The sequence below is a fragment of the Cellulomonas sp. Y8 genome (assembly GCF_008033115.1).
GTDB lineage: Bacteria > Actinomycetota > Actinomycetes > Actinomycetales > Cellulomonadaceae > Cellulomonas.
The window spans coordinates 2919855-2941403 of the sequence record NZ_CP041203.1 but is presented as its reverse complement, the minus strand read 5'-3'; the positions used below and the strand labels follow the sequence as shown (position 1 = coordinate 2941403).

At 70.3% G+C, this 21549-nt stretch carries 14 protein-coding genes; 6 read left to right on the top strand and 8 right to left on the bottom strand.

Annotated elements, in window-relative coordinates; all coding sequences use genetic code 11:
• Window positions 1–169 precede the first annotated feature (169 nt).
• Together FKM96_RS13305 and FKM96_RS13300 are read right to left on the bottom strand one after the other, a co-directional pair.
• A complete protein-coding gene (locus tag FKM96_RS13305; RefSeq protein WP_168216982.1) occupies window positions 170–784 on the bottom strand; it encodes a DUF47 domain-containing protein in 615 nt (204 codons plus the stop codon).
• 5 nt (window positions 785–789) lie between these two features.
• Entirely contained in the window at window positions 790–1749 is a 960-nt protein-coding gene (locus FKM96_RS13300; protein WP_168216981.1) for an inorganic phosphate transporter, read from the bottom strand.
• Window positions 1750–1974: 225 nt separating this feature from the next.
• Between FKM96_RS13300 and FKM96_RS13295 the strand changes: the two genes are divergently transcribed.
• The 5 genes from FKM96_RS13295 to FKM96_RS13275 all read left to right on the top strand — a co-directional run bounded on the left by FKM96_RS13295 (window position 1975) and on the right by FKM96_RS13275 (window position 6866).
• On the top strand, window positions 1975–2892 hold the full coding sequence (locus FKM96_RS13295; protein WP_147795639.1) for a carbohydrate ABC transporter permease: 918 nt from the start codon (window positions 1975–1977) through the stop codon (window positions 2890–2892).
• Window positions 2892–3710 carry a carbohydrate ABC transporter permease gene (locus FKM96_RS13290; protein ID WP_147795638.1) on the top strand — a complete coding sequence of 273 codons (819 nt, stop codon included), beginning with the start codon at window positions 2892–2894 and terminating at the stop codon, window positions 3708–3710. Before FKM96_RS13295 ends, FKM96_RS13290 begins: the two co-directional genes overlap by 1 nt.
• Window positions 3707–5071: an ABC transporter substrate-binding protein gene (locus tag FKM96_RS13285; RefSeq protein ID WP_147795637.1), complete on the top strand. Its 1365-nt coding sequence runs from the start codon at window positions 3707–3709 to the stop codon at window positions 5069–5071. The genes FKM96_RS13290 and FKM96_RS13285 overlap by 4 nt, the downstream gene beginning before the upstream one ends.
• A gap of 93 nt (window positions 5072–5164) precedes the next feature.
• On the top strand, window positions 5165–5791 hold the full coding sequence (locus FKM96_RS13280) for a 2'-5' RNA ligase family protein (protein WP_147795636.1): 627 nt from the start codon (window positions 5165–5167) through the stop codon (window positions 5789–5791).
• Between the two features lie 52 nt (window positions 5792–5843).
• A complete protein-coding gene (locus tag FKM96_RS13275; protein ID WP_168216980.1) occupies window positions 5844–6866 on the top strand; it encodes a LacI family DNA-binding transcriptional regulator in 1023 nt (340 codons plus the stop codon).
• Window positions 6867–6893: 27 nt separating this feature from the next.
• Here the strand turns inward: FKM96_RS13275 and FKM96_RS13270 are convergent, their stop codons facing one another.
• Window positions 6894–9299: a glycerophosphodiester phosphodiesterase family protein gene (locus FKM96_RS13270; protein ID WP_147795634.1), complete on the bottom strand. Its 2406-nt coding sequence runs from the start codon at window positions 9297–9299 to the stop codon at window positions 6894–6896.
• A 404-nt stretch (window positions 9300–9703) separates the two neighbouring features.
• Between FKM96_RS13270 and FKM96_RS13265 the strand changes: the two genes are divergently transcribed.
• Window positions 9704–9988, top strand: coding sequence for a hypothetical protein (locus FKM96_RS13265; protein ID WP_147795633.1), 285 nt, complete (start codon window positions 9704–9706; stop codon window positions 9986–9988).
• Window positions 9989–10325: 337 nt separating this feature from the next.
• Here the strand turns inward: FKM96_RS13265 and drmB are convergent, their stop codons facing one another.
• The 5 genes from drmB to FKM96_RS21090 are packed head-to-tail and all read right to left on the bottom strand — an operon-like array spanning window position 10326 to window position 21455.
• Window positions 10326–12128: a DUF1998 domain-containing protein gene (gene drmB, locus FKM96_RS13260; RefSeq protein ID WP_147795632.1), complete on the bottom strand. Its 1803-nt coding sequence runs from the start codon at window positions 12126–12128 to the stop codon at window positions 10326–10328.
• Window positions 12109–15282 carry a helicase-related protein gene (locus FKM96_RS13255; protein ID WP_147795631.1) on the bottom strand — a complete coding sequence of 1058 codons (3174 nt, stop codon included), beginning with the start codon at window positions 15280–15282 and terminating at the stop codon, window positions 12109–12111. The genes drmB and FKM96_RS13255 overlap by 20 nt, the downstream gene beginning before the upstream one ends.
• Window positions 15279–16793 (bottom strand): NERD domain-containing protein, encoded by a 1515-nt coding sequence (locus FKM96_RS13250; RefSeq protein WP_147795630.1) that lies wholly within the window; start codon window positions 16791–16793, stop codon window positions 15279–15281. Before FKM96_RS13250 ends, FKM96_RS13255 begins: the two co-directional genes overlap by 4 nt.
• Window positions 16790–20497 carry a DEAD/DEAH box helicase gene (locus FKM96_RS13245; RefSeq protein ID WP_210417272.1) on the bottom strand — a complete coding sequence of 1236 codons (3708 nt, stop codon included), beginning with the start codon at window positions 20495–20497 and terminating at the stop codon, window positions 16790–16792. Before FKM96_RS13245 ends, FKM96_RS13250 begins: the two co-directional genes overlap by 4 nt.
• Window positions 20451–21455 (bottom strand): sacsin N-terminal ATP-binding-like domain-containing protein, encoded by a 1005-nt coding sequence (locus FKM96_RS21090; RefSeq protein ID WP_210417271.1) that lies wholly within the window; start codon window positions 21453–21455, stop codon window positions 20451–20453. The genes FKM96_RS13245 and FKM96_RS21090 overlap by 47 nt, the downstream gene beginning before the upstream one ends.
• Window positions 21456–21549: the final 94 nt, after the last annotated feature.

Here is a 21549-nt window from a genome sequence, read left to right as displayed (position 1 = left end):
TAGCTTCGCCGCCCCGCGGTCAGGGCCGAGGCGAACAAACCAGAGGCGATGAGGCACCCGTGGGTGATTCGAGGAACGCCACCCATCCGGCGCACTCACCCAGACCCGGTTAGACCGTTCGCGTCCCCTGACGGGTGCGCGCTCCGGCCTGTGCGGTGAACCTGTTGCGCTACGTCCCCCGCTTGATCGCCGCGGTCGCGAGGTGATCGGCCGCCTCCGACAACCGCAGCCCCACGATGTCCAGCCGCCGCAGCACCTCCCGCCGCCGCAGCGTCTCCGACGTCAGCGGCTCCGCCAGAAGCCGCGCCATCGCCAGCTGGTACTGCGTCCGCACCGGCGCCTTCTTGGCCGCGAGCGCCGCCACCGACACCCGCCCCACGTCCCGCCGCAGCCACTCGGTCGCCGCGCGCAGCGCCCGCGCCCCGTCCCGGATCCGCTCGAGGACCAGCACCCAGTCGGGCCCCGGCGTCACCCCGTACAGGTCCACCTCCCGCACGAAGTCCCGCAGGTTGTCGAGCACGTCGTCGACCGCCCGCGAGTACGTGAACAGGTCCTCCCGGTCGAGGTACGACGTCAGCGCGCGGGTCAGCGACTCGACGACGTGCGCCCGCCACGCGTCGCCCTCGTGCTCGACGGCCGCCACCTCCTCGCGCGCGGCGCCCGCCGACACCGATCCCCGCGCCAGCCGCAGCGCCACGTCGCACGCCTCCTCGGTCGCGCGCAGCTGCCCGACGAGCCCGTCGACCAGGTCGTCCCGCGCCGCGCCCGAGATGCCGCGTGCCAACCGCCTCATCCGGCGACGAGCCCGGCGCCCCACGCGACGCAGCCCGCCACCACGACGCTCGCGGGCACCGTCAGCGCCCAGGCCAGTGCGACCCTCCCGGCGTACTCCCATCGGACCTTCCCTCTCCCTCGTGCGAGCCCGGCGCCCACGAGGGAGCCGGAGAGCGTCTGCGCCATGCCGACGGGGCTGCCGACCCCGGAGCTGGCGAGCATCACGACGGCCGTCGTCGTCTGCGTGGTCACGGCGTCGAGGCCGCGGACGGCGAGGATGCCGCGGTTGACGGTGCGCTCCATCCGCCCGAGCCCGACAGCCGCGCCGAGCGTGAACAGCCCGCCGCAGAGCAGCAGCTGCCACAGCACCGGGTCGACCGTGGCCGCGCCCGGAGCGGACGCCACCGCCACGATCGCCAGCAGCTTCTGCGCGTCGTTCGACCCGAAGGCGACGCACAGCAGGCCGTAGGACCCGACGTGCCAGCGCCGCACGGCACCGGGCGACACCCGCCAGGCGGCCGACAGCCGGTGCAGCGCGGCCGCGAACGCCAGGCCGACGAACGGCGCGACCGCCACCAGCGCCAGCACCCGCCCGATCGCGGACCACCCCATCGCCTGCCCCGCGCCGAGCCCGCCGCCCGCGATCCCGGCGATCAGCGCGAGCGTCAGGCTGGTCGGCTGGCCCCAGCGGCTCAGCACCCCGGTCACCACCAGCGCGGCGACGACCGCGGCCAGGAACACCACGCGGTCCGCGTGCGGGTCGCCGCTCGACGGGACGAGCTCGTGCGCGACCGTGCTCGCCACCGCGGTGCCCAGCACCAGGGGCGCGACGGCGACCGCCGACCCCAGTGCGACGAGCGCCAGCCAGGGCCGGCCGCCGTGCACGCGCAGGCTCGTCGCCGCGATCGTCGCGCCCGCGTTGGAGCCGTAGACGAGCGCGAGCACGCCCGCTGCGACCAGCAGCGCTGCCTGCACCGTGACCTCCCCGTGACATTTGCGTACGCGCTCTCGCAAACGTCACCGGAGCGCTCTCGACTGTTGTCACATGCTACTCATCAGTGTACGGTCCGGAGCAAGCCGATCCGAATGCACCGGCGTTTATCGTCGATTGCCCGGATGTCCACTTCGACCCCGTTTGGGTGGACCGCAAAGCATTTGTAACTCCGCATTGCCGCGGAGACGGGACGACTCGGAGGATCCATGCAGCACGTCGTCGCGACCCGGCCCCCCAGGGGGCGCGCCGGGTCACGCAGCAGACCGCGGGCCTGGGCGTACTGGGCGCTCGCGCCCACCGTCGTGGCGCTGCTCGCGTTCAACTACTGGCCGCTCCTGCGGACGACCGTGCTGTCGTTCCAGAGCTCCGACCTGTTCGGCCGGCCGTCGGGCTTCGTCGGCGCGGACAACTACGCGAGCATGCTCGGCTCGCCGGACTTCCGGCGCACGCTGCTCGTCACGTCCCTGTTCGTCCTGCTGACGGTCGCGGGCAAGCTGCTCGTCGGCCTGGCGCTCGCCGTGCCGCTCTCCCGGCGGCTGCGCGGCACGGCGTTCTCCCGCGCGACGGTGCTGATCCCGATGGCCGTGTCCGCGGCGGTCGCCGGCCTCGCGTTCCGCGCGCTGATGAGCCCGACCTACGGCCTGCTCGACCAGATCGCGATCGCGCTGACCGGTCGGCCGGCGGGCTGGCTCACCGAGCCGACGATGGCCCTGGTGTCGATCGTGGTCGTCGACGTGTGGATCTCGATCGGGTTCGTGACCCTGCTGCTCATCGCCGCGATCGACGCGATCCCGGTCGACGTCGAGGAGGCGGCCGCGCTCGACGGCGCCGGCCGGATGCGACTGCTGCGGTCGGTCACGGTCCCGCTGATCACGCCGACGCTGTTCTTCATCGTCGTCACGCAGTCGGTCCAGGCGATGCGCGAGTTCACGATCATCCAGGTGGTCACGGGCGGCGGACCTGCGCGTGCGACGCAGACGCTGGTCTTCGACATCTGGGCCAAGGCGTTCGGCGGCACCGCCGACTACGGCGCGGCGTCGGCGCGCGGGATCATCCTGCTCGTCGTCATCGCGGTCCTCACCGCCGTGCAGTTCGGGGTCCTCGAGCGGCGGGTGAACTACTGATGCGCGCCCACCTGGCCCGCGGGGCCGTCATCGCCTACCTCGCCGTCGCCGCCCTGCTCGTGGCGCTCCCGGTCCTCTACGTCGTGTTCGCCGCGCTCCGCCCGGGGCAGGCGCTCACCGGCACGTTCCGGGACGTGCTGCCGACCGGATTCTCGCTGGAGAACTTCACCGCCGCGCTCGGCCGGGCGCCGATCCTGCGGCAGATGGTGAACTCGGGCGTCGTCACGCTCGCGCAGACCGCCGCGCAGGTGCTCACCGCGCTGCTCGCGGCGTACGCGCTGGTGTTCGGCCGGCTGCGCCGCCCCAACCTCGTGTTCGCGTTCATCCTGCTCACGATGATGATCCCGGGCGAGACCATCCTCGTCGCGAACTACTTGACGATCCGGTCGCTCGGGCTGTTCGACACCGTCGTCGCGGTGTTCCTGCCGTTCCTGGTCTCCGCGTACAACGTCTTCCTGCTCCGGCAGACGTTCCTGTCGTTCCCGAAGGAGATCGAGGAGGCCGCCGTCGTCGACGGCGTCCGCCCGATGCGGTTCCTGTTCGGGTTCCTCGTGCCGCTCTGCCGGCCGACCGTCGTCACCGTGACGCTCATGGCCGCGATCGCGGCGTGGAACGGCTACCTGTGGCCGCTCGTGGTGTCCGAGACCCCGGCGTCGAGAACCGTGCAGGTCGGCATCAAGATCCTCACCGACGAATCCGGCACCGACCTCGGTGCGTCGCTCGCCGGTGTGACCATCGCCGCCATTCCCACCATCGTCCTCGTGCTCCTGGGCCAACGATTCCTGGCCAAGGGCCTCACGCAGGGCGCCGTCAAATGAGGAAGGAATTCACCACAATGCGAGAAATCAGGAAGCGCGGGGTCGTCGGTGCCCTCGCGGTGGGCGCCCTGGCGCTGTCCGCGTGCGGGTCGTCCGACGAGCCGTCGACGTCCGACCCCACCGGGGACACCGGCAGCGGCGAGGCGGTGACCCTCGACTTCTGGTACTCGGTGTCGGGCGTGCCGGCCGACACCCTGACCGCGCTCGTCGACGAGTTCAACGACGCCCACGACGACATCACCGTGAACGCCGTCTTCCAGGGCAGCTACGTCGACTCGATGGCCAAGCTGACCAACGCGGTGCAGTCCGGCGACCTGCCGGACGTCATCCAGGGCGGCGACACGTTCTCGACCTACCTGCACGACACCGGGCTCACGATCGCGCCCGGCGAGGTCGCGGCCGTCGACGGGACGGTGTTCGACGGCGAGGACCTGGTGCCGGTGCTCGCGAACTACTACACGTTCGACGGCGTGCTGTCCTCGGTGCCGATCATGGTCTCCCAGCCGGTGGTGCTCTACAACGCCGCCCTGCTGGAGGAGGCGGGCGTCGACCCGGCGCAGGTGCCGTCGAGCATCACCGACCTGTTCGACGTCGCCGCCGAGGTGCATGCCGAGACCGGTACCGCCGGGCTCACGGTGTTCCTCGACCCGTGGTGGTCCGAGCAGTTCAGCGCCTCGGAAGGGCTGACGTACTGCACGCCCGACAACGGCGTGGGCTCCGACCCGGCGGACGCGTTCGTCCTCACCAGCGATACCCAGATCGGCATCTGGGAGCACCTGCAGTCCCTGGTCGCGAGCGGCGCGATGCTCAACACCGGCACGGACGGCAGCGCGTCGCTCACCGCGTTCGCGTCCGAGCAGGCCGCGATCATGATCCAGTCCTCGCGGATCTTCGGCGACGCCGAGCGGGCCGCGGAGTTCGAGTTCGGCACCTGGCCGCTCCCGGTCGGCAGCCCCGACGGCGGGGCCGTCCCCGGCGGCAACTCCGTGTGGCTGATCGACGAGGGCCGGTCCGCCGACCAGCTCGCCGCCGCGGCGACGTTCGTCCAGTACCTGGCGTCGCCCGAGATCCAGGCGCGGATCTTCGTCGAGACCGGCTACCTGCCGACCTCGCAGGAGGCGCTCGACTCGCTGCAGGGCGAGGTCACGGACGTGCAGCAGGTCGCGCTCGACCAGCTCGCCCGCACCACCGACTCCGTCCCCAGCGCCGGCTGCCACACCGGCGCGATGAACGAGGCCCGGGAAGCGGTGAAGAGCGCCGTCGAGGCGGTCGTCGGCGGTGCCGACGTCCGGGCCACCTGGGAGGACGCGGAGGCCCGCGGCAACGCCGCCATCGCCGACTACCTCGACCGGCTCGGCTGACCACCCGACCACCTGACCGCCGTGGGCCCGGGCGTCCGACTCCCCCGGCCCGGGCCCACGGCCCCACCCCCTGCGAGAGCGAAGCGAGCACCCATGACCGAGCCCGTCTACGGCGTCTTCCTGATCCCCGACCCGGCGACCTCCGCGGCCGTCACCAGCATCACCCTGAGCGTCGAGCGGCAGTTCGGCTTCGTCTCCGCCGGCCGGTTCCCGCCGCACGCGACGCTCGCCGGGTCCGTGCCGATCCGGGCCGCGGTGCCGGACATCGTCGCCGCGCTCGACCCGGTCCTGCGCGACCGGCCCGGGTTCGCGGTGCACCACTCCGGGATCGTCCGGCACGGCGCCGCCGTCACCTACGACGTCGACCGGCTGCCCGACGGCACCCGGAACCTGGCGCTCGCCGACCTCGCGGCCGACGTCAACGCCGCGCTGACGCCCCTGGCGCACGCCATCGACGCGCTGCTCGTGTCGCCGTTCCGGCCCGGCCTGTTCCGCGCGCACATCTCGCTCGCGTCGCACGAGATGAACACCCAGCCGGACCTCGCGGACCAGGTCGAGGCCTTCGTCCGCGCCGTGCCCGCGCCGAGCGTCCCGGCGTCGTTCCCGGCCTCGCTCGTCGGGCTGTACGAGTTCCGCTCCGCCGGCTGGACCGGGCACTGGTGGGAGACGCTGACCTGGCGCCACCTGCGCACCTGGCGGCTCGCCGACCCGCGGCGCTGAGTGCCGGCCGGTGCGGGTCCCCCGCCGGTGACCGCGCCCTAGCATGGGCGCCGTGAGCAGCACCTCGGGCGGGCCGGCCGCGCGCCGCCCGTTCACCGAGGCCGACCTCGCGGTCCGGCTCGGCGTCTCCCGGGCGACGGTGTCCCGCGCGCTGCACGGCACCGGCCGCGTCTCGCTCCCCACCCGCCGGCGCGTGCTCGAGATGGCCGAGCGCATGGGCTACGTGCCCAACGTGATGGCCAGCGAGCTCGCCGCCGGCCGCACCCGCACCGTCGGGCTGCTGCTGCGCGACTCGTACAACCCGGCCTACGGCCTGCTGCACGCGCGTCTCCAGTCCGAGGCGCACCGGGTCGGCATCGAGATCCTGACCGTCACCGCGACCGGCGACGTCGGGGCGTCCCGGCAGATCGCCGGGCTGACGCGGCTGCTCGGGATGCGGGTGAGCGGGCTGATCGTCGCGACCGGCGACGTGCCGTCGGAGCGGCTGCTGCCGTTCCGGGAGGCGGTGCCGATGATCCGCGCCGGGCGGCCGGAGTCCGACCCGGAAATCCACGCCGTCACCTACGACGAGGAGCACCACGCGGCGCTGGTCGTGTCGCACGTGCTCGGGCGCGGGCACCGGAGCGTGGCCGTGCTGACGCCGTCGCGGGAGGTGTCGCTGCCGGAGTCCGTGCGGGCCACGGCGATGGCGCGGCTCGCGCTGGCCGGCGGGGCGACGGTGTCGGCCGTGTCGGTGCACCGGAACTCGGACGGGATCGCCGAGGCGCTCGGGCTCGTCGAGGCCGGCGAGGTAACGGCGGTGCTGTGCCCGACGGACCTGCGGGCGCTGGAGGTGCTGCGGGCGGCGCAGGCGCGGGGGCTGTCGGTGCCCGGGGACGTGTCGGTGACCGGGTGCGACGGGGTGCTGCCGGGGCTGGACCTGATCGGGCTGACGAGCGTGCGGCTGCCGGTGGAGGAGCTGGCGACGCGGGTGGTGGGGCACCTGGTCGAGCTGATGCGGGAGGCGCCGGCGGACCCGGTCCACGAGTCGCTGCGCGGCGAGCTCGTGGACCGGGGGTCGGTGGGGTCGGTCTAGGTCGGGTCGGCCGGGAGCCCGTCGGGGTCAGGGGGCGGCGCGGTTGCTGCCCGCGTCGAGGACGTAGCCGATGCGGACCGCGTGCGGGCTGGTCCCGCCGATCGTCCGTGTCTGTCGGACGCCGAACTCGGACCCCCAGTCGTCGAGCGGCAGGGTCCCGGCCGACAGCGACATGTCGGGCAGGACCCGGCGGCCCCAGACGTCGGTGCGGATGGACAGCGGCCGGGCGCCGGCGACGACGTGGCTCGCCAGCGGGATGCTCGCGTTCGGTGCGACCGAGATCCGGTCGGACCGGCCCAGGTCGAAGAACCCGCGGGTCTCGGACAGGTCGCCGGTGTCGCAGCTCGACCCCGTTCGCGGCGGGCCGGACGAGAACCCGCAGATGCCGCCGTACAGCTGCCAGGTGTCGTTGCTCAGCAGCGTCGCGGTGACGTCCCTGGCGACGGCCCACTGCCGGGACACCGTGTACTGGACGTTCAGCCGGGTGCCGTCGGCGAGGCGCAGCTCCTGCGTGTGCCGACCGTCGCGGACGTGCTCGGGCAGCTCGATGGTCACGCCGGCCGGGTCGAAGTTGTCGCTAGGTCCAGTGCTGTACCGCCAGGAGGCCTGGACGTCGAGGAGGGCCCGGCCGTAGACGGCCGCGCCCTCGCGGAACGGGGTGAATCGCGAGTCGAGCCCCACCAGGTGGTCGCGCATCGTGGCCGGGACGCCGCCCCGCAGCTGCTCCGTGTACCGGACCGTTCCGGTGACATGCCAGCGGCTGCTCTCGCTCACCGGCCGAACCGTCACCTGCACGTACTTGAGCAGCGACGGGATCTGCCGCGACTCCGGGTGGATGAGCGAGTTCATCTTCAGGTCGGGCCGGTTCGGGCGGACCCGGTTGTCGCCAGTGTCGAGCTTCTTGCCTCGCGTCGAGAAGTAGGCGTCGATGCTGTCGGTGTCGTCGGCCGTCAGGAACGTCGCGCCGATGTCCTCCAGCCAGGGCAGCAGGATCCGCTGGTCGTTCTGCTCGGGGTCGCGGTCCTGGGTCGTCGAGCCGTCGATCCGGTCGCGCAGCGCGTAGCAGCACCGGGAGTCGTTGTTGAAGTACGCCTCCCGCGGTGTCACCGGCACGGTGCTCATGCCAGCGTCGGCGTTGCGCAGCACCTGGTCCCAGGAGAACGTCCGCGGGTCGCGGAACATGACCCAGTCCGGGATCGGGACGAACTGGCCGAGCGGCTTGCCGTGCCGCTTCACGATCTCGGTCGCGCTGGCCATCGTCCCGGGCGGGGCCGTGGCGTTGCCCACCGGCGCGTAGTACTGCAGGTTGCTGAACGTCGGCGTCTGCGCCGGGCCCTCCTTGAGCGTGAGGTGGCTGTAGGCGGTGGAGTCCTTCATCGTCACCTCGACGGAGAGAACCCGGTCCGCCGCCGTCGTCCGCGCCCACCCGGCGACGATCGCGTCCTTGTAGGCGCCGTCGCCGCCGAGCTGCCGGGCGATCTGCCGCGAGGTCATCACCTGGCTCAGCGGGAGCTTGGGGATGCCGGTGACGCGGAGGGCGCGGGTCTGCCAGTCGTGGAACGACGTCCACGCCGACATCCGGAACTTGAACACGACGCGGTCGAACATGTTCGCCTCGGGGTACCGGTGGTGGAACCTCGTCAGCTCCTCGACCGCGGCGAGGATCTCGTTCTGCGACTGCACCACGTTGGTCGAGGTGTTCTTGATCTCGACGTACAGCAGGGACCGGCCGCCGACGCGGCGGTAGTGGTCGAGGAACTGCTCGAAGCTCGGGACCTTGACGCCCGGCTGCGGCTGGCGCGCGATGTTCAGCAGGTCCTTCTGCTGGAGCTGCGCCCAGGTCGTGCTGGCGAGCGCGGGGTTCGGGCCGGTGTTCTGCTCGGGGTTGTAGGTCGGCTCGAGCATCTTGCCGAGGTGGGTGTCGTGGAACATCACGAGCGTGCCGTCGGCGGTGCGGCGCAGGTCGGTCTCGACCCCGGCGCGGCAGCGCAGGTACGACTGCTCGAAGGCCGGGAGGCTGTTCTCCGGGGTGCGGGCGTCGAAGTCGCCGCGGTGGCGGACCGTCGTGAACTGCTGGCGGCCGCCGAGGTTCTGGAGGGTACTGAGGATCTCGGCGGAGGTCTTGGTGCATTCGCGGTCGATCTGGGCGGCGACGTCGGTGGCGGAGCGGCCGGACTGCTCGAGGCCGGTCGGCTGGGTCTGGGTGGGGTCGTCGTCGGGGGTCGGGTCGGTGATCGCGTCGCCGGGGCCCTTGTCGGGTGGGAGGACGAGCTGGTGGTCCGGGTCTTTATCGGTGATGGCCGTCGCGGCCGTGGGGTTCGGGTCCGGGGTCGGTGGGGTGGTCGCGGCGATCGTGCCCGTGCTGAGCAGAGCGAGGACGACCGCGACGGCGAGCGGTGACCGCGGGCGTCGGCGGGCGGGGTGCGGGTGCATGGCGTGCTCCTGGGGTCGGAGACGTCTGCCCGTCCGGTGCGCCGTGCGCGCTGGGCGCCGCGGTGTGGCGGACGATCCGCGCCATACCGATCGGGCTCCGTGACCCTCGAACCGGGTCGCGTCGCCGTTCTCCCGAGGCCCCCCATGGCCGCGGAACCGCGGCAGCCCCGGCTGCGGCGGGCGGGGTGCTGCGGTGCAGGGACGCGCGGGTGCGTGTCCTCTGTCGACGCTAGCGGTGGGTGGGGGCTGTGAGAAGGCTGTGGCGCGAGGTGCCACTCATGAGGCGCGGGATCCACCACTCATCGTCGTGTGGGCCGGTCCTTGGGTGGCCGTCGGCGCCTCGATCATGGTGCGATCCGGCTCCCCCGGGCTGGCACGGCAGGTGACGCCTGGAGGTGCGGTCTGTGTCCGAGGCGATCGTTGCTCCCCCGCCCCGCGGGCTTCCGGCCGCCCGCGTCGTCAGCGTCGTCCTCGGGCCGGTGCCCACGGCGGTGCTGACGTTCGTCGTGGGCCTCCGCCTGTTCGGCGTCCCTCACCCCGGCGTGGCGGTGCCGGCGGCCGCATGCGTCGGGGCTGCGCTCGGCGTCGTGCTCGCGGTGCGCATGCTGCGCGGGCCCGGGTCCGTCGCGCGCCGCGAGACCCTCGTGCTCGTCCTGGTCGCCCAAGGGGTGTGCTTCGCCGTCCTCTAGTGGACGGATATCCCGCCGACCGTGGTCATGGGGTTCGTCCACCTCGGGCTCGCCGGGATGACCGTCCTGATCGCGCCGTTCATCCGGCTGTGGGGGCACGGGTTCGTCCATCACGGGGACGGCGTCCCGCGGATGAGTGCCTCACGGGCCGGGGATCCCGACGGCCACGGGCAACCATAAGCCGTGAGCCCCGCTGGCACCGTCGTCGCGCGGCGATCCGCAACGCACACTGCTTGCCATCCGGAGGGCCGCGCACGCAGCAGTCGCGACATCGTTCGACGTTCCGCGATCGGCTGGCTCGGGCGAGAAGCCGACCGACCACGCTGCGCGCCGTTCACTATTCGCCCCCGTCCCGAAGGCTCCGCAGCACAGGCTCCAGAAATCCGGGGACCGCAGAACCGCCTATCAGCAGCTGCCGATCGAGAAGTCGGTTCGAGGTCTCGCACGAAGTCTCGCTCACGAGGCTGCACCCGTGGCAGGCGGAGAGGTTCAGCTGTGAGGAGCCCTGTCGGTCGCTCTCGATGCACACCGGGTCGTTGGAGCAGACGTCGGCGTCATCGAGTGCAGCCAGGACCAGAGGCAGGAGCTTCTGCGGGTGGCCGAGCCGGACCAGCCCTCCCAGCGTCCCTTGGGCGTCTCCGGCCGCGGTGTAGATGAGCACGCCAGCTGTCTTGTCGCTCCGCTCGGAGTTGGCGTAGATGCGCTCCTGTAGCGCGGCCGACGCATACCCGCTCTCGAACGCGAGCCTCCTGATCAGCAGGTGGGCGAGCGTGTGCAACGCGACGAAGCGCGGCTCGGGTGTGTCGAGCCGCTGGGCCCAGGGACTGGCGGCACGCCGATCCATGAGGATTGCTGCGCGCTGGCGAACTTCGGGGAGAGCTTCCCAGGCCGAGATCTCGGCCTCGTCGAACCGGAGGAAGATGCCCTCCCCGAACAGTTCGACCGTCGGGTACACGGGTCTGTGATGGGGTGCACGGTCCAGGTCCGCCGGAACGAAGTCGGCCGCAGCATCGTGCCGCCGGAAGCCCCGGAGCGCACGTACCTCCCGAACTCGGCGAACCTGTCCGACGCCGGTCAGCCGCGCGGTGAGCGAGCTCGGGACTGCCGGCAGCGGTTCGACGCTCCACCCGTCGACGACGAAGTCTCCCGCGCTCCTATCCCTTCCTGATCCGAGCTTCTTCTGGAATGCCGCCCACTCGCCGTCCTTCAGGTCGAGCAGAGGCGGGCTCTCCTCGTCAGCGGTGGAGGCGACGCGGAGCACCTCCTCGGGGATGGTGCCCAGGTCGGCCGCGATCCAGCTGGCCACCAACTCGGCCTGCGGTCCTCCGTTGTCCGACACGACCTTCGCGAAGAACGCGTGGTTGCGGATACGCGCTGCCAGCTCCTCCGACTGTGGACGTTCCTCAGGGATGTCCAGTGCGGCGAGCCGCTCGGCGATGTAGTTGCCCGTCGCGCCGCGCTGGGTGGCGACGAGCCGGTGCTCACAAGCCGATCCCTCGTGCTCTTCCTGCCACGGCTGCCTGCCGTCGCACTTGATGCCGTCCCGCAGGAGCGCGTCCCGACCGAGGAGTTGGGAGAGAGCGCGCGAGCGCTTGCAGCCTCCGCAGACGACCCGGAGTGAGGCGAGCCCTTCACCGTGCTTGGTCGAGCGCACGAAGCGGAGTTCCTTGTAGGCCCGACAGAAGCGGACCGCCTCGGTCACGCCGTCGTCGTGACCGCGGTGCGCCCACATAAACCAGGGGATGTCCTGGATGTGGCTGCCTTGGGTGCACACAGCCACATACCGCATGGGGACGAGCCCGCCGCCGCAGTCGCAACGGTTACGCCAGCGACCCTTGTCCTTCCCGGTCAACTTGGAGAGCCCGCCGCACCGCTCGCAGAACCGCCACGCCGGGAAGCGCCAGTAGAGGAGGCTGGGGGCCTCCTTGCCGGCCCGGTCGGCGTGGGCAGGGGCTTGCCGGAGCACCCCGCCGCCGAGGCGGTCGACGAGCCGGGGGCAGCTGATCTCGGGTGCGGACTTCTTGTGCCACCACGACGTATCGGGAGCGATGAGGGACTCGCCCCGCACATCCACGATCGCCCCGACACCGAAGGGTGAGACGGTCTCCGACAGGCGCAGCTCATGCCGAATGCGTTCCACCGGGGACCTCCTCCATCGGCTCGTGAACCTCGATCGCGACATTCGGGTCGACCGAACGCATCGAGTCGGCGACCAGCCAACCTTCGCCCTGTTGGCCGAAGCGTTTGAGCAATCCCAGATCGTCAGCCTTCCGCCGGTCGTACAGCAGGGGCGTCCCGGACTCACGGGACGCGGCGGCGCGTCTGTCCCAATCGCGAATGAGTGATCGCAACTCGTCCTCGGTTTCCTCCGCCTCGCTGGGGTCGGCGCGTCGGACGAGATCGAGCAATGGATCGAGCACGGCGTTGATTGCCGGCTGAAGGTGGACGTCGCTGAGGTCGAACCTGCTGGCCGCGTCGTTCGCAGCGAGAGCGGGGACCGACTGTCGAAGCGCCGCGACGATGGCACCTCCGAGTGACCGGGCGCGGGAGGACACCGACCATGGAGTCACGCTCGTCGGCTCGACGCTCCGGTAGAGGGCCTCGTGGTAGGCGCGGAACGTCTCGAAGTGGGAACGGTCGCGCGCGCGGTTGGATCTGAACAGGGTGACGACGAGACCGCGCACGGCGCCGCGTCCGACCCGGCTGGTCGCCTGGATGTACTCGGCCGTCGTCTTCGGCTGGCCCACCATCAGCATGAGGCTCAAGCGAGGCACGTCGATTCCGACGGACAGCATGTTGGAGGACAGGACCACGTCCACGGCCGAGTCCGACTCGTCGGCGCTCCGGCTGAGCGCACGCAGGTGCTTGGGAAGCTCTTCCGCCTCTTGTCGGCTGGTGAGCTCGACCACTCGGTCCGCTCTGACGGCCCGCGGTTCCAGCCCGAGTCGCCCGGCGCGTGCCTCGAGCCGTGCGTTCACGTCATCGGCGACAAGGGCCCCGGAGCGGCCGAGTTCTCGGAGGCTGTTGTGGTAGAGAACGGCCGTCCAGTAGGCGTCCTTGGAGCTGCTTGTACCGGCCGTGCGTGACAACGCTCCGGGGAGCTCGAGGAGGGGTGAGGCAGCCGCCACCAGGGCCGAAGCCTGCGACGTCGACTGCGGCATGAGGCCCACGTAGAGCCTCCCCTCACCAGTGGCGACGGGTCGGGAGAAGAAGGTCCGGTCGTCGTCGATACCGGCTGGAGGATAGAGGCTGACGGGTCGCCCGTAGAGCCCGGAGACCTGCTCCGCGGACGACCGGATGGTGGCGGTCGAGGCGACGATCTTCGGCCTCGCGCCGCCGCGGGAGAGGAGTACCTGGATGACGGAGTCGAAGACAGCCACGGTGGTGCCGAGCGGCCCGGAGAGAAGGTGCAGCTCGTCCTGGATGACCAGGGAAGGCTGGCGGTAGGGCGTCCCGATGCCGAGAATGCGCCCGGCCTCCGGTCGGAACTGGAGGCGCGCGAACTTGTCCACAGTGGCGAGAACGATCGTCGGCGGGTCGTCGTAGATGACCTGGTCCACAACCGCGACGGGTAGCTCATCGGCGAACGGGCACGCCTGGTCCGTGCAGTAAATGACGGTGTCGTGGCCGTCGAGGCGCAGCCCGTAGAGGGTTCGATCGGTCGAGTGCTTCGGCGGCAGGAGCGGGGCGCCGCACCAGGGGCAACTCTCGATCTGGAACTGGTTCGCTTCGTCGGGCCGCGCCGCCTTGTGCAGTCTGGCCAGTGCGCCCTTGGCCTCGGCGCGGGTCCCAGGCGTCACCTGGTTGCCGACCCATAGGCCGATGGTGAAGCGCGGCATTCCCTTGACTCGCGTGTCGTGCAACCGGCCTGGCCGTCTGAGGAGCTCCATCGCGCAGACGAGTGCCGCGGTCCGCTGGAACTGTTGTGCAGTGAGCAACCGGAGGGTGTATCGGGTTATCACGGCGGTGCCCGCGCCAGCCGTCCCGTGCTCGAGTCGCCGCCGAAAGACCTCCGTGGCGGCGAGGGCGAGGTAGGCCTCGGTCTTCCCGCCACCGGTGGGGAACCAGATGAGGTCCACGAGTTCGCGGTCATCGTGGTCGTCGCCGAGGGTCGAGGCGAGCGCGACCAGCAGGAACCCCAATTGGAAGGGCCGCCAGCGGGGCTCGCGAGGTTCGTCGCCACGTTGCGCCATCGCCTGGAGCATCTGCAGGCGCATCGCCGCCATGCCGAGGGCGAACGCCGTGCGATGGAGAGCATTCTCGGGTGCGCGCAGTAGCTCGACCCCCTCACTCATCCGGCTGGCGGTCGTCCGCGCGCGATCGGCGATCGTGCGGGCGACAGGTGCGTCGTCGGCAAGGGCCATGGCCCGCAGTACTTCTGCCTCGACCCACTTCTCGAAGGCGTGCAGGAAGGCGTCCAGGGAAGGGAGGACTGCGCCCGGCTCGGTGTCGATCTGAGCCAGGTGTTTCAGTTCGAGGGCCTGGTCTTCGGAGGTGCCCGAGCGGAACCCTGTCACTTCGACCGCCGGTACGACGAACGCCGGCATCGGGTCGAGGAACACCTTCGAGCAGTCGGACCCTATGAGTTCCCAATCTGCGGCCATCCCGTGGCCGACCGCATAGACCTTCCGGTTGCGGTACCGGACGCGCAGCTCCGCCGACTCCTCGTCGACGTCCAGCGAGCGCCTCACATCGTACTCGAGGAAGCGGTGGCCGGGCGCGGCCGTGACCGACAGTGCAACCTGGAACAAGGTCAGGGGCACGTCGAGACGGTCGTCTCCGAGCGAGGTCGAGAGGACCCTGGCATGAACTGTCACGAGGCGCCCCGACCGGTAGCTCCGCCACCGGGCGCCGATCTCGACGGGCACACCGCCTACCGTGAGCGTCTCGGGCGGGCGGGTGTCGGAGAGTTCGAGGGCTCGGATCTCGAATGGGTGTCGCCGCCAAGCCGGAGGCCCGTCGCCACGGACGTCCTCGTAGGTGGCTCCGGTCAGATCGCACAGGACGGATGTGCCGTCCGTGACGAACGAGATCGCCACCGACGACGGGCGCCAGTCCTCGGCGAGGGGGACTCCCGCACTGTCCTCCTCAACGTCGGACTCGGACACGTCCGCATCGACGTCGGGTTCCGGGCTCGTGTCCGGATGATCCGGCACCTCCCGGGGGAAGAGGATTCCGACGGAGTACCGCAGGTTAGGCGGGTTCTCCACGACCTCCGCCGGCCCTCCCTCGGGGCCGACGTACGCGCCACGCAGATGGGTCAGTGCCGCCGCTTGTTGCGCCGTGAGCGTCACTCCGCCACCATCCTCCGTCGGACGAGATCCTTGAGCCGCGCCATCTCCAGGTCCGACGCAACGACGTGCAGGGCCACGCGAGCCCTCGTGACCGCGACGTAGAGCGCCGCCGTGCCCCGGGCATCGAAGACCTCGGGCAGTCCGCACACGATGACGTGCTCCGCCTCGAGGCCCTTGGCATGCCTGGGGTTGGTGACGAGCACGCCACGCTCATTGCGGAGAGGGGCGGCGGACCCTACGTCGACGATCCAGATGTTGTCGCGCCTCACCCCGTCCGCCACCAACCTGCTCGCTAGCTCACCGGCTTCCGTCAGGCCGCCGTTCGTGGAGGCCACCCAATGAACGTTCTCGCCGTGCACGATGCCGGGGTCGCCGATGTCGGCGCCGAGGTACTCCTGCACGACGTGGACGATCGCCTTGGTGTTGCGGACGTTGAGGTCCAGGTCGACGGTCGTCGCCTCGTCCGCGACCAGCGCGAGCACGTCCTCATCGAACTCCCCGTCCACGTGGGCCTGGTTGTTCGGGTCGAGGAACATCCGCCATCGGCCGGAGGACCGGCCGCCGCGGATCAGGCCGTCGAGTCGGTCCATCCCCTGGGCGTTCATGAGGTCCTGCGCCTCGTCGACGAACACGGAGTCGAACGTGCGGTCGTCGGGCAGGTCCTCGAAGGCGACGAGATGAATGTCGCGGCCCGCGACCCGCTGTGCGAAGAACGCGGACAGGCCTGGCGACCTGTAGGTGATCAGTGTGGCACGGCCGAGGTCGGCGTCCTGCTTGGCGGCCTCGGCGAGGACCACGGACTTGCCCGTCCCAGCACCACCCGTCACGAGCACTCTGGGATTGCGTGCGAGGGTGGCGAGCACCCTTGCCTGCGCCTCGGTCGCGCGGTTCTGCTCGTCGAGGACCGCCCCGCGGAGTGCGTCGATGACAGGGATCCGGGTGAACTCTCCGAAGAGCCGGACGCGCAGGTCATCGGCCCGCGCGAGTCTGCGGCCCGTCGGTGGCCGGCGCGCACCGGCGGCGACGGTGTCGAGAGCGGCGCAAAGGGCGTCGGTGCTCATCTCGTCCTTCGCGAGCCAATGGGTGGGTGCCCACTCCGTCGAGTGCGGCGGCGGCTCGACGTCGGGCGTGATGACCACCGCCTCGTGCGCGTACCAGCCGACCCCCTCCTCGGTGAGGATGTCGCGGAGCGCATAGGCGGCCGACCTGGCTTGCTCCATCGGCGAACTCGGCAGGCGATGCCACTCGTCACGCCGGTCGATCGAGTACCAGGTGCCGTCGTGTTTGCGCACCCCACCGCCCTTGACTTCCACGACGACGACGACTCCACGCCAGAGGACGACGAAGTCGGCCTCTGCCTGTTGCTTGTAGGCGTGGGAGCGCAGCTTGACCGAGTGGAAGGCGACGGCATCCGGATCGCCGTCAACGCCCCGGAGCAGGCGGGCCACGCGGCGCTCCGCGTCGCTCGTGGCTGTGCGCTCGATGTCGACGAGGTCGGGGGAGAGGATCAACTGCGGTGCTCCTGCCAGAACGTCTCGTACTCGCGGTACCCGAGAAAGTCGTTGACTTCACCGAAGTTGTCAACGAGATCGACGATCAGGCACTCCTCCTTGCCGCCGTTGGCCGGCCCACGAAGTCCGCGCCCCGCCATCTGGATGTAGGCGCCGGGGCTGAAGGTAGGTCGGGCGATGTACAGGGCCCGGACGCCAGGGGCGTCGAAGCCCTGGGTGAGGAGGTCGCAGTTGGTCAGGACTTGGATCCGGCCGGCCTTGAACTCAGCGATCACCTCGCGTCGCCGCTGGCGCCCTGTCTCTCCGGACACCGCCGCCGCATTCCGCCCGCGGTACCGAAGCGTCGCAGCGAGCACCTGCGCGGAGAGCACCGTCGGCGTGAAGACCAGGATCGGCCAGTCCTCATCCTGGCGGGTGATGTGGTCCACCAGTGCGGCCATTCGCGCTTGGTCTTCGGCGATCCGCGTCATGACGGTGTCGCTGACTTTCCTGAAGGTCCTGGCGTCATGGATCTCGGAACGGCTCAGCGCCACGTCGATCCCCCGGAGCACCTGGTGCTCCACGCGGGCGAGTACCTTTCGCTCGGCGAGCTGTCGGTAGGGGTCCTCGTCGAAGGCGGCGAGCTTGCGCCTCCCGAACCGGGCCGCGAGCGAGTCGGTCCCGCTGCTTCCGCCCTTGAACGGCGTCGCCGAAAGACCGACGAGCGGCCTGGCCCACTCCCGGCCCGCCACACCGAGCCAGCTCAGGATTCGGGTGTATCGCTCCGAGTCTCCGGCACGGTGGGCTTCGTCGACGAAGACGGCAGTCGCGTTCGCCAACCAGTCGTAGTCCCGACTAGTCCGGACGAGGTCCAGCTTGGCGTCCGTGGCGACGATCACGCTGAAGTCCGTCTCGGGTTCGTGGACCGTGTGGTTCTCCCAGAGCCGCCCGATGCCGAGAGGACGCTCGTCGCGCAGCCCTCGCCACACCGCACTCCAGGTCTGGACGGCCTGCTCGCAGAGTTCCTGGGACTGGGCGATCCACAGCACCGGGCCTCGAAGCGCTCCTTCCGTGAAGAGCCGCAACGTCGTCTCGGAGGCGACGCGGGTCTTGCCGGCCCCCGTCGGGAGCTCGACCATCGCCTTACCAGCGCGGCCGTCCGCTTCACGTTGGATGAGCACCGTGCGCAACTCGTCGCTGATCGCGGTCTGGAAGTCGTGCAGTGGGCTGAGTCGAACGGCTCCCGGGACCACGAACTCGTCTTCCTGCGGCTCGGCGCGCCGTCCCGCGAATGAGGTACCGAATCCCATCTTGCGGAGCCAGGAGATCGTCGCGTCCCCCCCGGCCCACCTGGTGGGTACGTCAGGGAAGCCCTCTTCACGGAACGCATCCTCCAACATGTGGATCGAGTCCGTGCCGTAGACCGTGAGGAAGAGCTCCCCTAGGGAGGTGTCGTCGTTGACGAGCCTCTGTGACTCCAGGGCCCCCCAGAGTCCCTTGGGGAGCGCCTCGCGCAGAGTGTCGGGCCCGAGATAGACCTCGAGACGCTCGGCGTCAGTCGCTGCCGCCTTGGCCTCCGCCCGGAGTCCCTCGAGCCGGTGGCCGAGGCCGACCATCTGGACCCGGCCCAGCTCAGCGTGGTCCAGGCAGAGGCCGAAGGCCTCGTTGACGATCGCAAGCGCACGGGCTTCGGGCAGGTCATCCCTGATGACGAGGTCGTTGCCCTCCAGCCACCACTCAAGCGGCTGGTCCTCGACGCCGTCCTCCGTCGTGACCCGTTTGGCGATCTGCATGGCACGCGCGATCGATGCGTGGGCGACGGTCTCGGCGACGTGAACGGAGCGAAGGCCCGTGAAGACGTCCTTGATCGGCTGGCCGGCCTGAAGACCGTCGATCACCATCGAGAAGGCGAAGCTGTCCTCGAACCGCCTGCAGCCGACCGTGGCGACGAGCGCCTCGACTTGGGCTCCCTCGGCGAACAGGTAAGGCCGTCCCCGCGTCGCAAGGTACTTGCGCTCGTCCTCCGAAGAGGCGACGTAGACCGTCTCCGGCGAACGAGGCTCAACCGCACGGCCGACGCGCGCCGGGATGCTGACCGGCCGCCCACCGTCTGGGAAAGCCACGCGTACGGCGGTGAGGATGAACTCGACGAGGGTTGCGTCAGCGATCGTGTCCGCGAAGACCGGTGCCTCCAGGGAGGCCCTGAGAACCTCTGGTGCAACCCGCTCGAGCTCGGAAGGGAGCCCGAGCGCGTCGGCAATCCGACCGTAGCCGCGGAACAGAGGAAGCAGTGCTTCGAACCGGAGGAGGGACGGGTGCGCGGCTTGTCCGGGTGCCGCGAAGCCCCGGGTGGTCCTCACCAGGCCCGCGTGCTCCACCGCCCAGCGCGCCGGGGACTGCACCTCATAGGTCCGGCCTGAGTCGACGTCCTCACAGATCCACGGGCGGTCGCCGAGCTCCATGAGGCCCACCGTCCAGTGCTCCCGCAATGCAGGCGACGCCTCGGCCCTCTGGAGCATGAGGAGGACCGAGAACGGACCGGGGCCCTCGCCCGGTTCGAGGTCTATCCGTTCGATGGCCCGGTCACCCGGCCCCAGCTTCGAGTTGAGGTGGGCCCGCATCCAGTCCCGGTAGTCATCGCGGAGCGGCTCTTGCTCCTCCAGGAAGTTCGCGACCGGCTCCTGGATTACCCCGATGCGGTGGGCAACCTCCGGAAGGCAGCGTTCGCGGTCGAGAAGCCTCGATGCCAGCTCGCCTCCGAGGGCTTCCGGGATGTCGAAAACGCCCACTGGCCCGGCCCACGCTCCGTCTTTAGTGGGCACCTTCACCTTGGTGCTATGCCGCTCGAGGATCTTGGCTGCGGCGTGCACGGGAACGTCGAGGACCGCCTCCCACAGTGTCTGGAGCTCGGCCGGCGACGGCGCATCCGGCAGCGCCGCCACACGCGCGTTGAGAACCGTCTCGGGGTCCATGTCACGGAAGCCCGCCTGCTTGAGCAGAGCCTCCACCCCGGGCTGCGACAGGAACTCGGGGTCGACGAACACCGCTCCGTCGAGGTGCACGTCGCCCTCTTGATGCAGGAAGACGAGGTCCTTGTCGGTGATCGCTCGGGGCCCGTCGGTCGTCAGGATGACCTTCGCCTGCTCGATCGACTCGAGCGACCTGTGACCCATCACGGTCTTCAGAGCATTGGCGGCGGAGACAGGGTCTGTGCCCTCGGCCCATTCGCGCAGCCAGGCGAGAAGCCCTCGCTTGGGCAGCCTCTCGAGAGCCCGCAACTGATCGCGCGAGCCCTCGACCGCGAAGTCGTCCTCCATGCCGGCAACGAACAGATCGCGGAGGCGGGTCGCTCTGGTGTCCGTCGAGTAGCAGCGCCAGTGCGGCACGTCCCTCCCCGTGTTGGGCGACAGCGCCCATCCCTCGTGAACTTTGGGCGCGAACTTCACGGCGAAGTCCAGCGGGCGCAGGTCGAGGCCGAAGCACAGCGATCCGCTGGCGTCGGGAATCAAAGGGCGCCGGGAGACGGCTGCGCGAACGTGGGCGATCATGGTCTCGTCGCCGAACCCAAGACTCTCCCGGCCACGTGCTGGCATGTAGTCGAGGTGGGCCGCCGGATCGTCACCCGTGATCACCCGGGGCAGCAAGTCGACGAAGGTATCGGCGATCGTCTGGAGGATTTCACGGTTGTAGTCGTTGCGGAGCAGGGTCGTCCGGTCGTCGTTCACGCTCCAGGGAGCGTTGAACAGAGCTGAAGCCGACGTTCGGTCCTGTAACGGAAAGTACGACCAGAACTGTCCGATTCGGAGCCTCGACTGCTGGCGCGGCAACGCGACGGTGACCTTCACCTCCGAGCGGGATACCGCCTCGCCGACCTCCCTTCCGCGCATGCGCGGAAGGAGCGTGCATCCGGTCCCGGACGATCCACTCGTCCCCGTCGCCGTCCGGACGCTCGATCCGGAGCAAGCCGTTGCCGAGATCGCGCGAGACGTGGGTGATCGTGAGCCCATCCGACCCGAGGACCCGGAGCCGCACTTCGCGGACCGCACTCACGAAGAGCAGGAACTCCGTAGCGAAGTTCTCGATCTCGTGCCGGAGTCGCTCGAGGTTCTTTGCTTCCGGGAGTCGGACAACCGTGGATGCCCACTCGCCAAGTTCCGCGAGAACCTCGTCGTCGGAGAACTCCTGGTTCGCGTCAACCGGGACGGCTGTCCGCAGGAGCGGGTAGCGGCGAGCGCCCGGTGTGGCCTGCGCAAGCTCCGCCTGCGCCGAAGGGCTGTTGAATTCGAACGAAACGGAACGGCTGAACACCTGGGGTCGGTCGGACACCGCGAGGACAGACTTGAACCCGAGGCCGAACCTTCCGATCTCGTCCCCGCGCTTGCCGCTGATGTGCGCCATCGTAATCGACCGAAGGCCGTCCTTGGAGAACGGCCGTCCGGCGTTGGCGCAGTAGAGGACGCCGCGGTCGATGTCGAGCACGATCTCGACGCGCCCCGCGTGCGGACCGCCGTCGTCGCTTCCCGCAATCGCATCGGCGGCGTTCTGGACCAACTCTAGGAGCGTCCGGTTGGCGTACCCGCCGACGCGGATGGACTCCTCGTGATTCGCGTGCTCGGTGATCAGGTCGGGCTTCGCATGGTACGACCTGAGGGTGCCCTCCATCTGGCCACGGAGATACTCCATCAGCCCGCGGTCCGGGGCCCATGCGGCTTTGTCCACAGCTCTCCCATCCGACTGCCGTACTAGAGGGCGCCTTGCCCACGCTTCGATTGCGGGC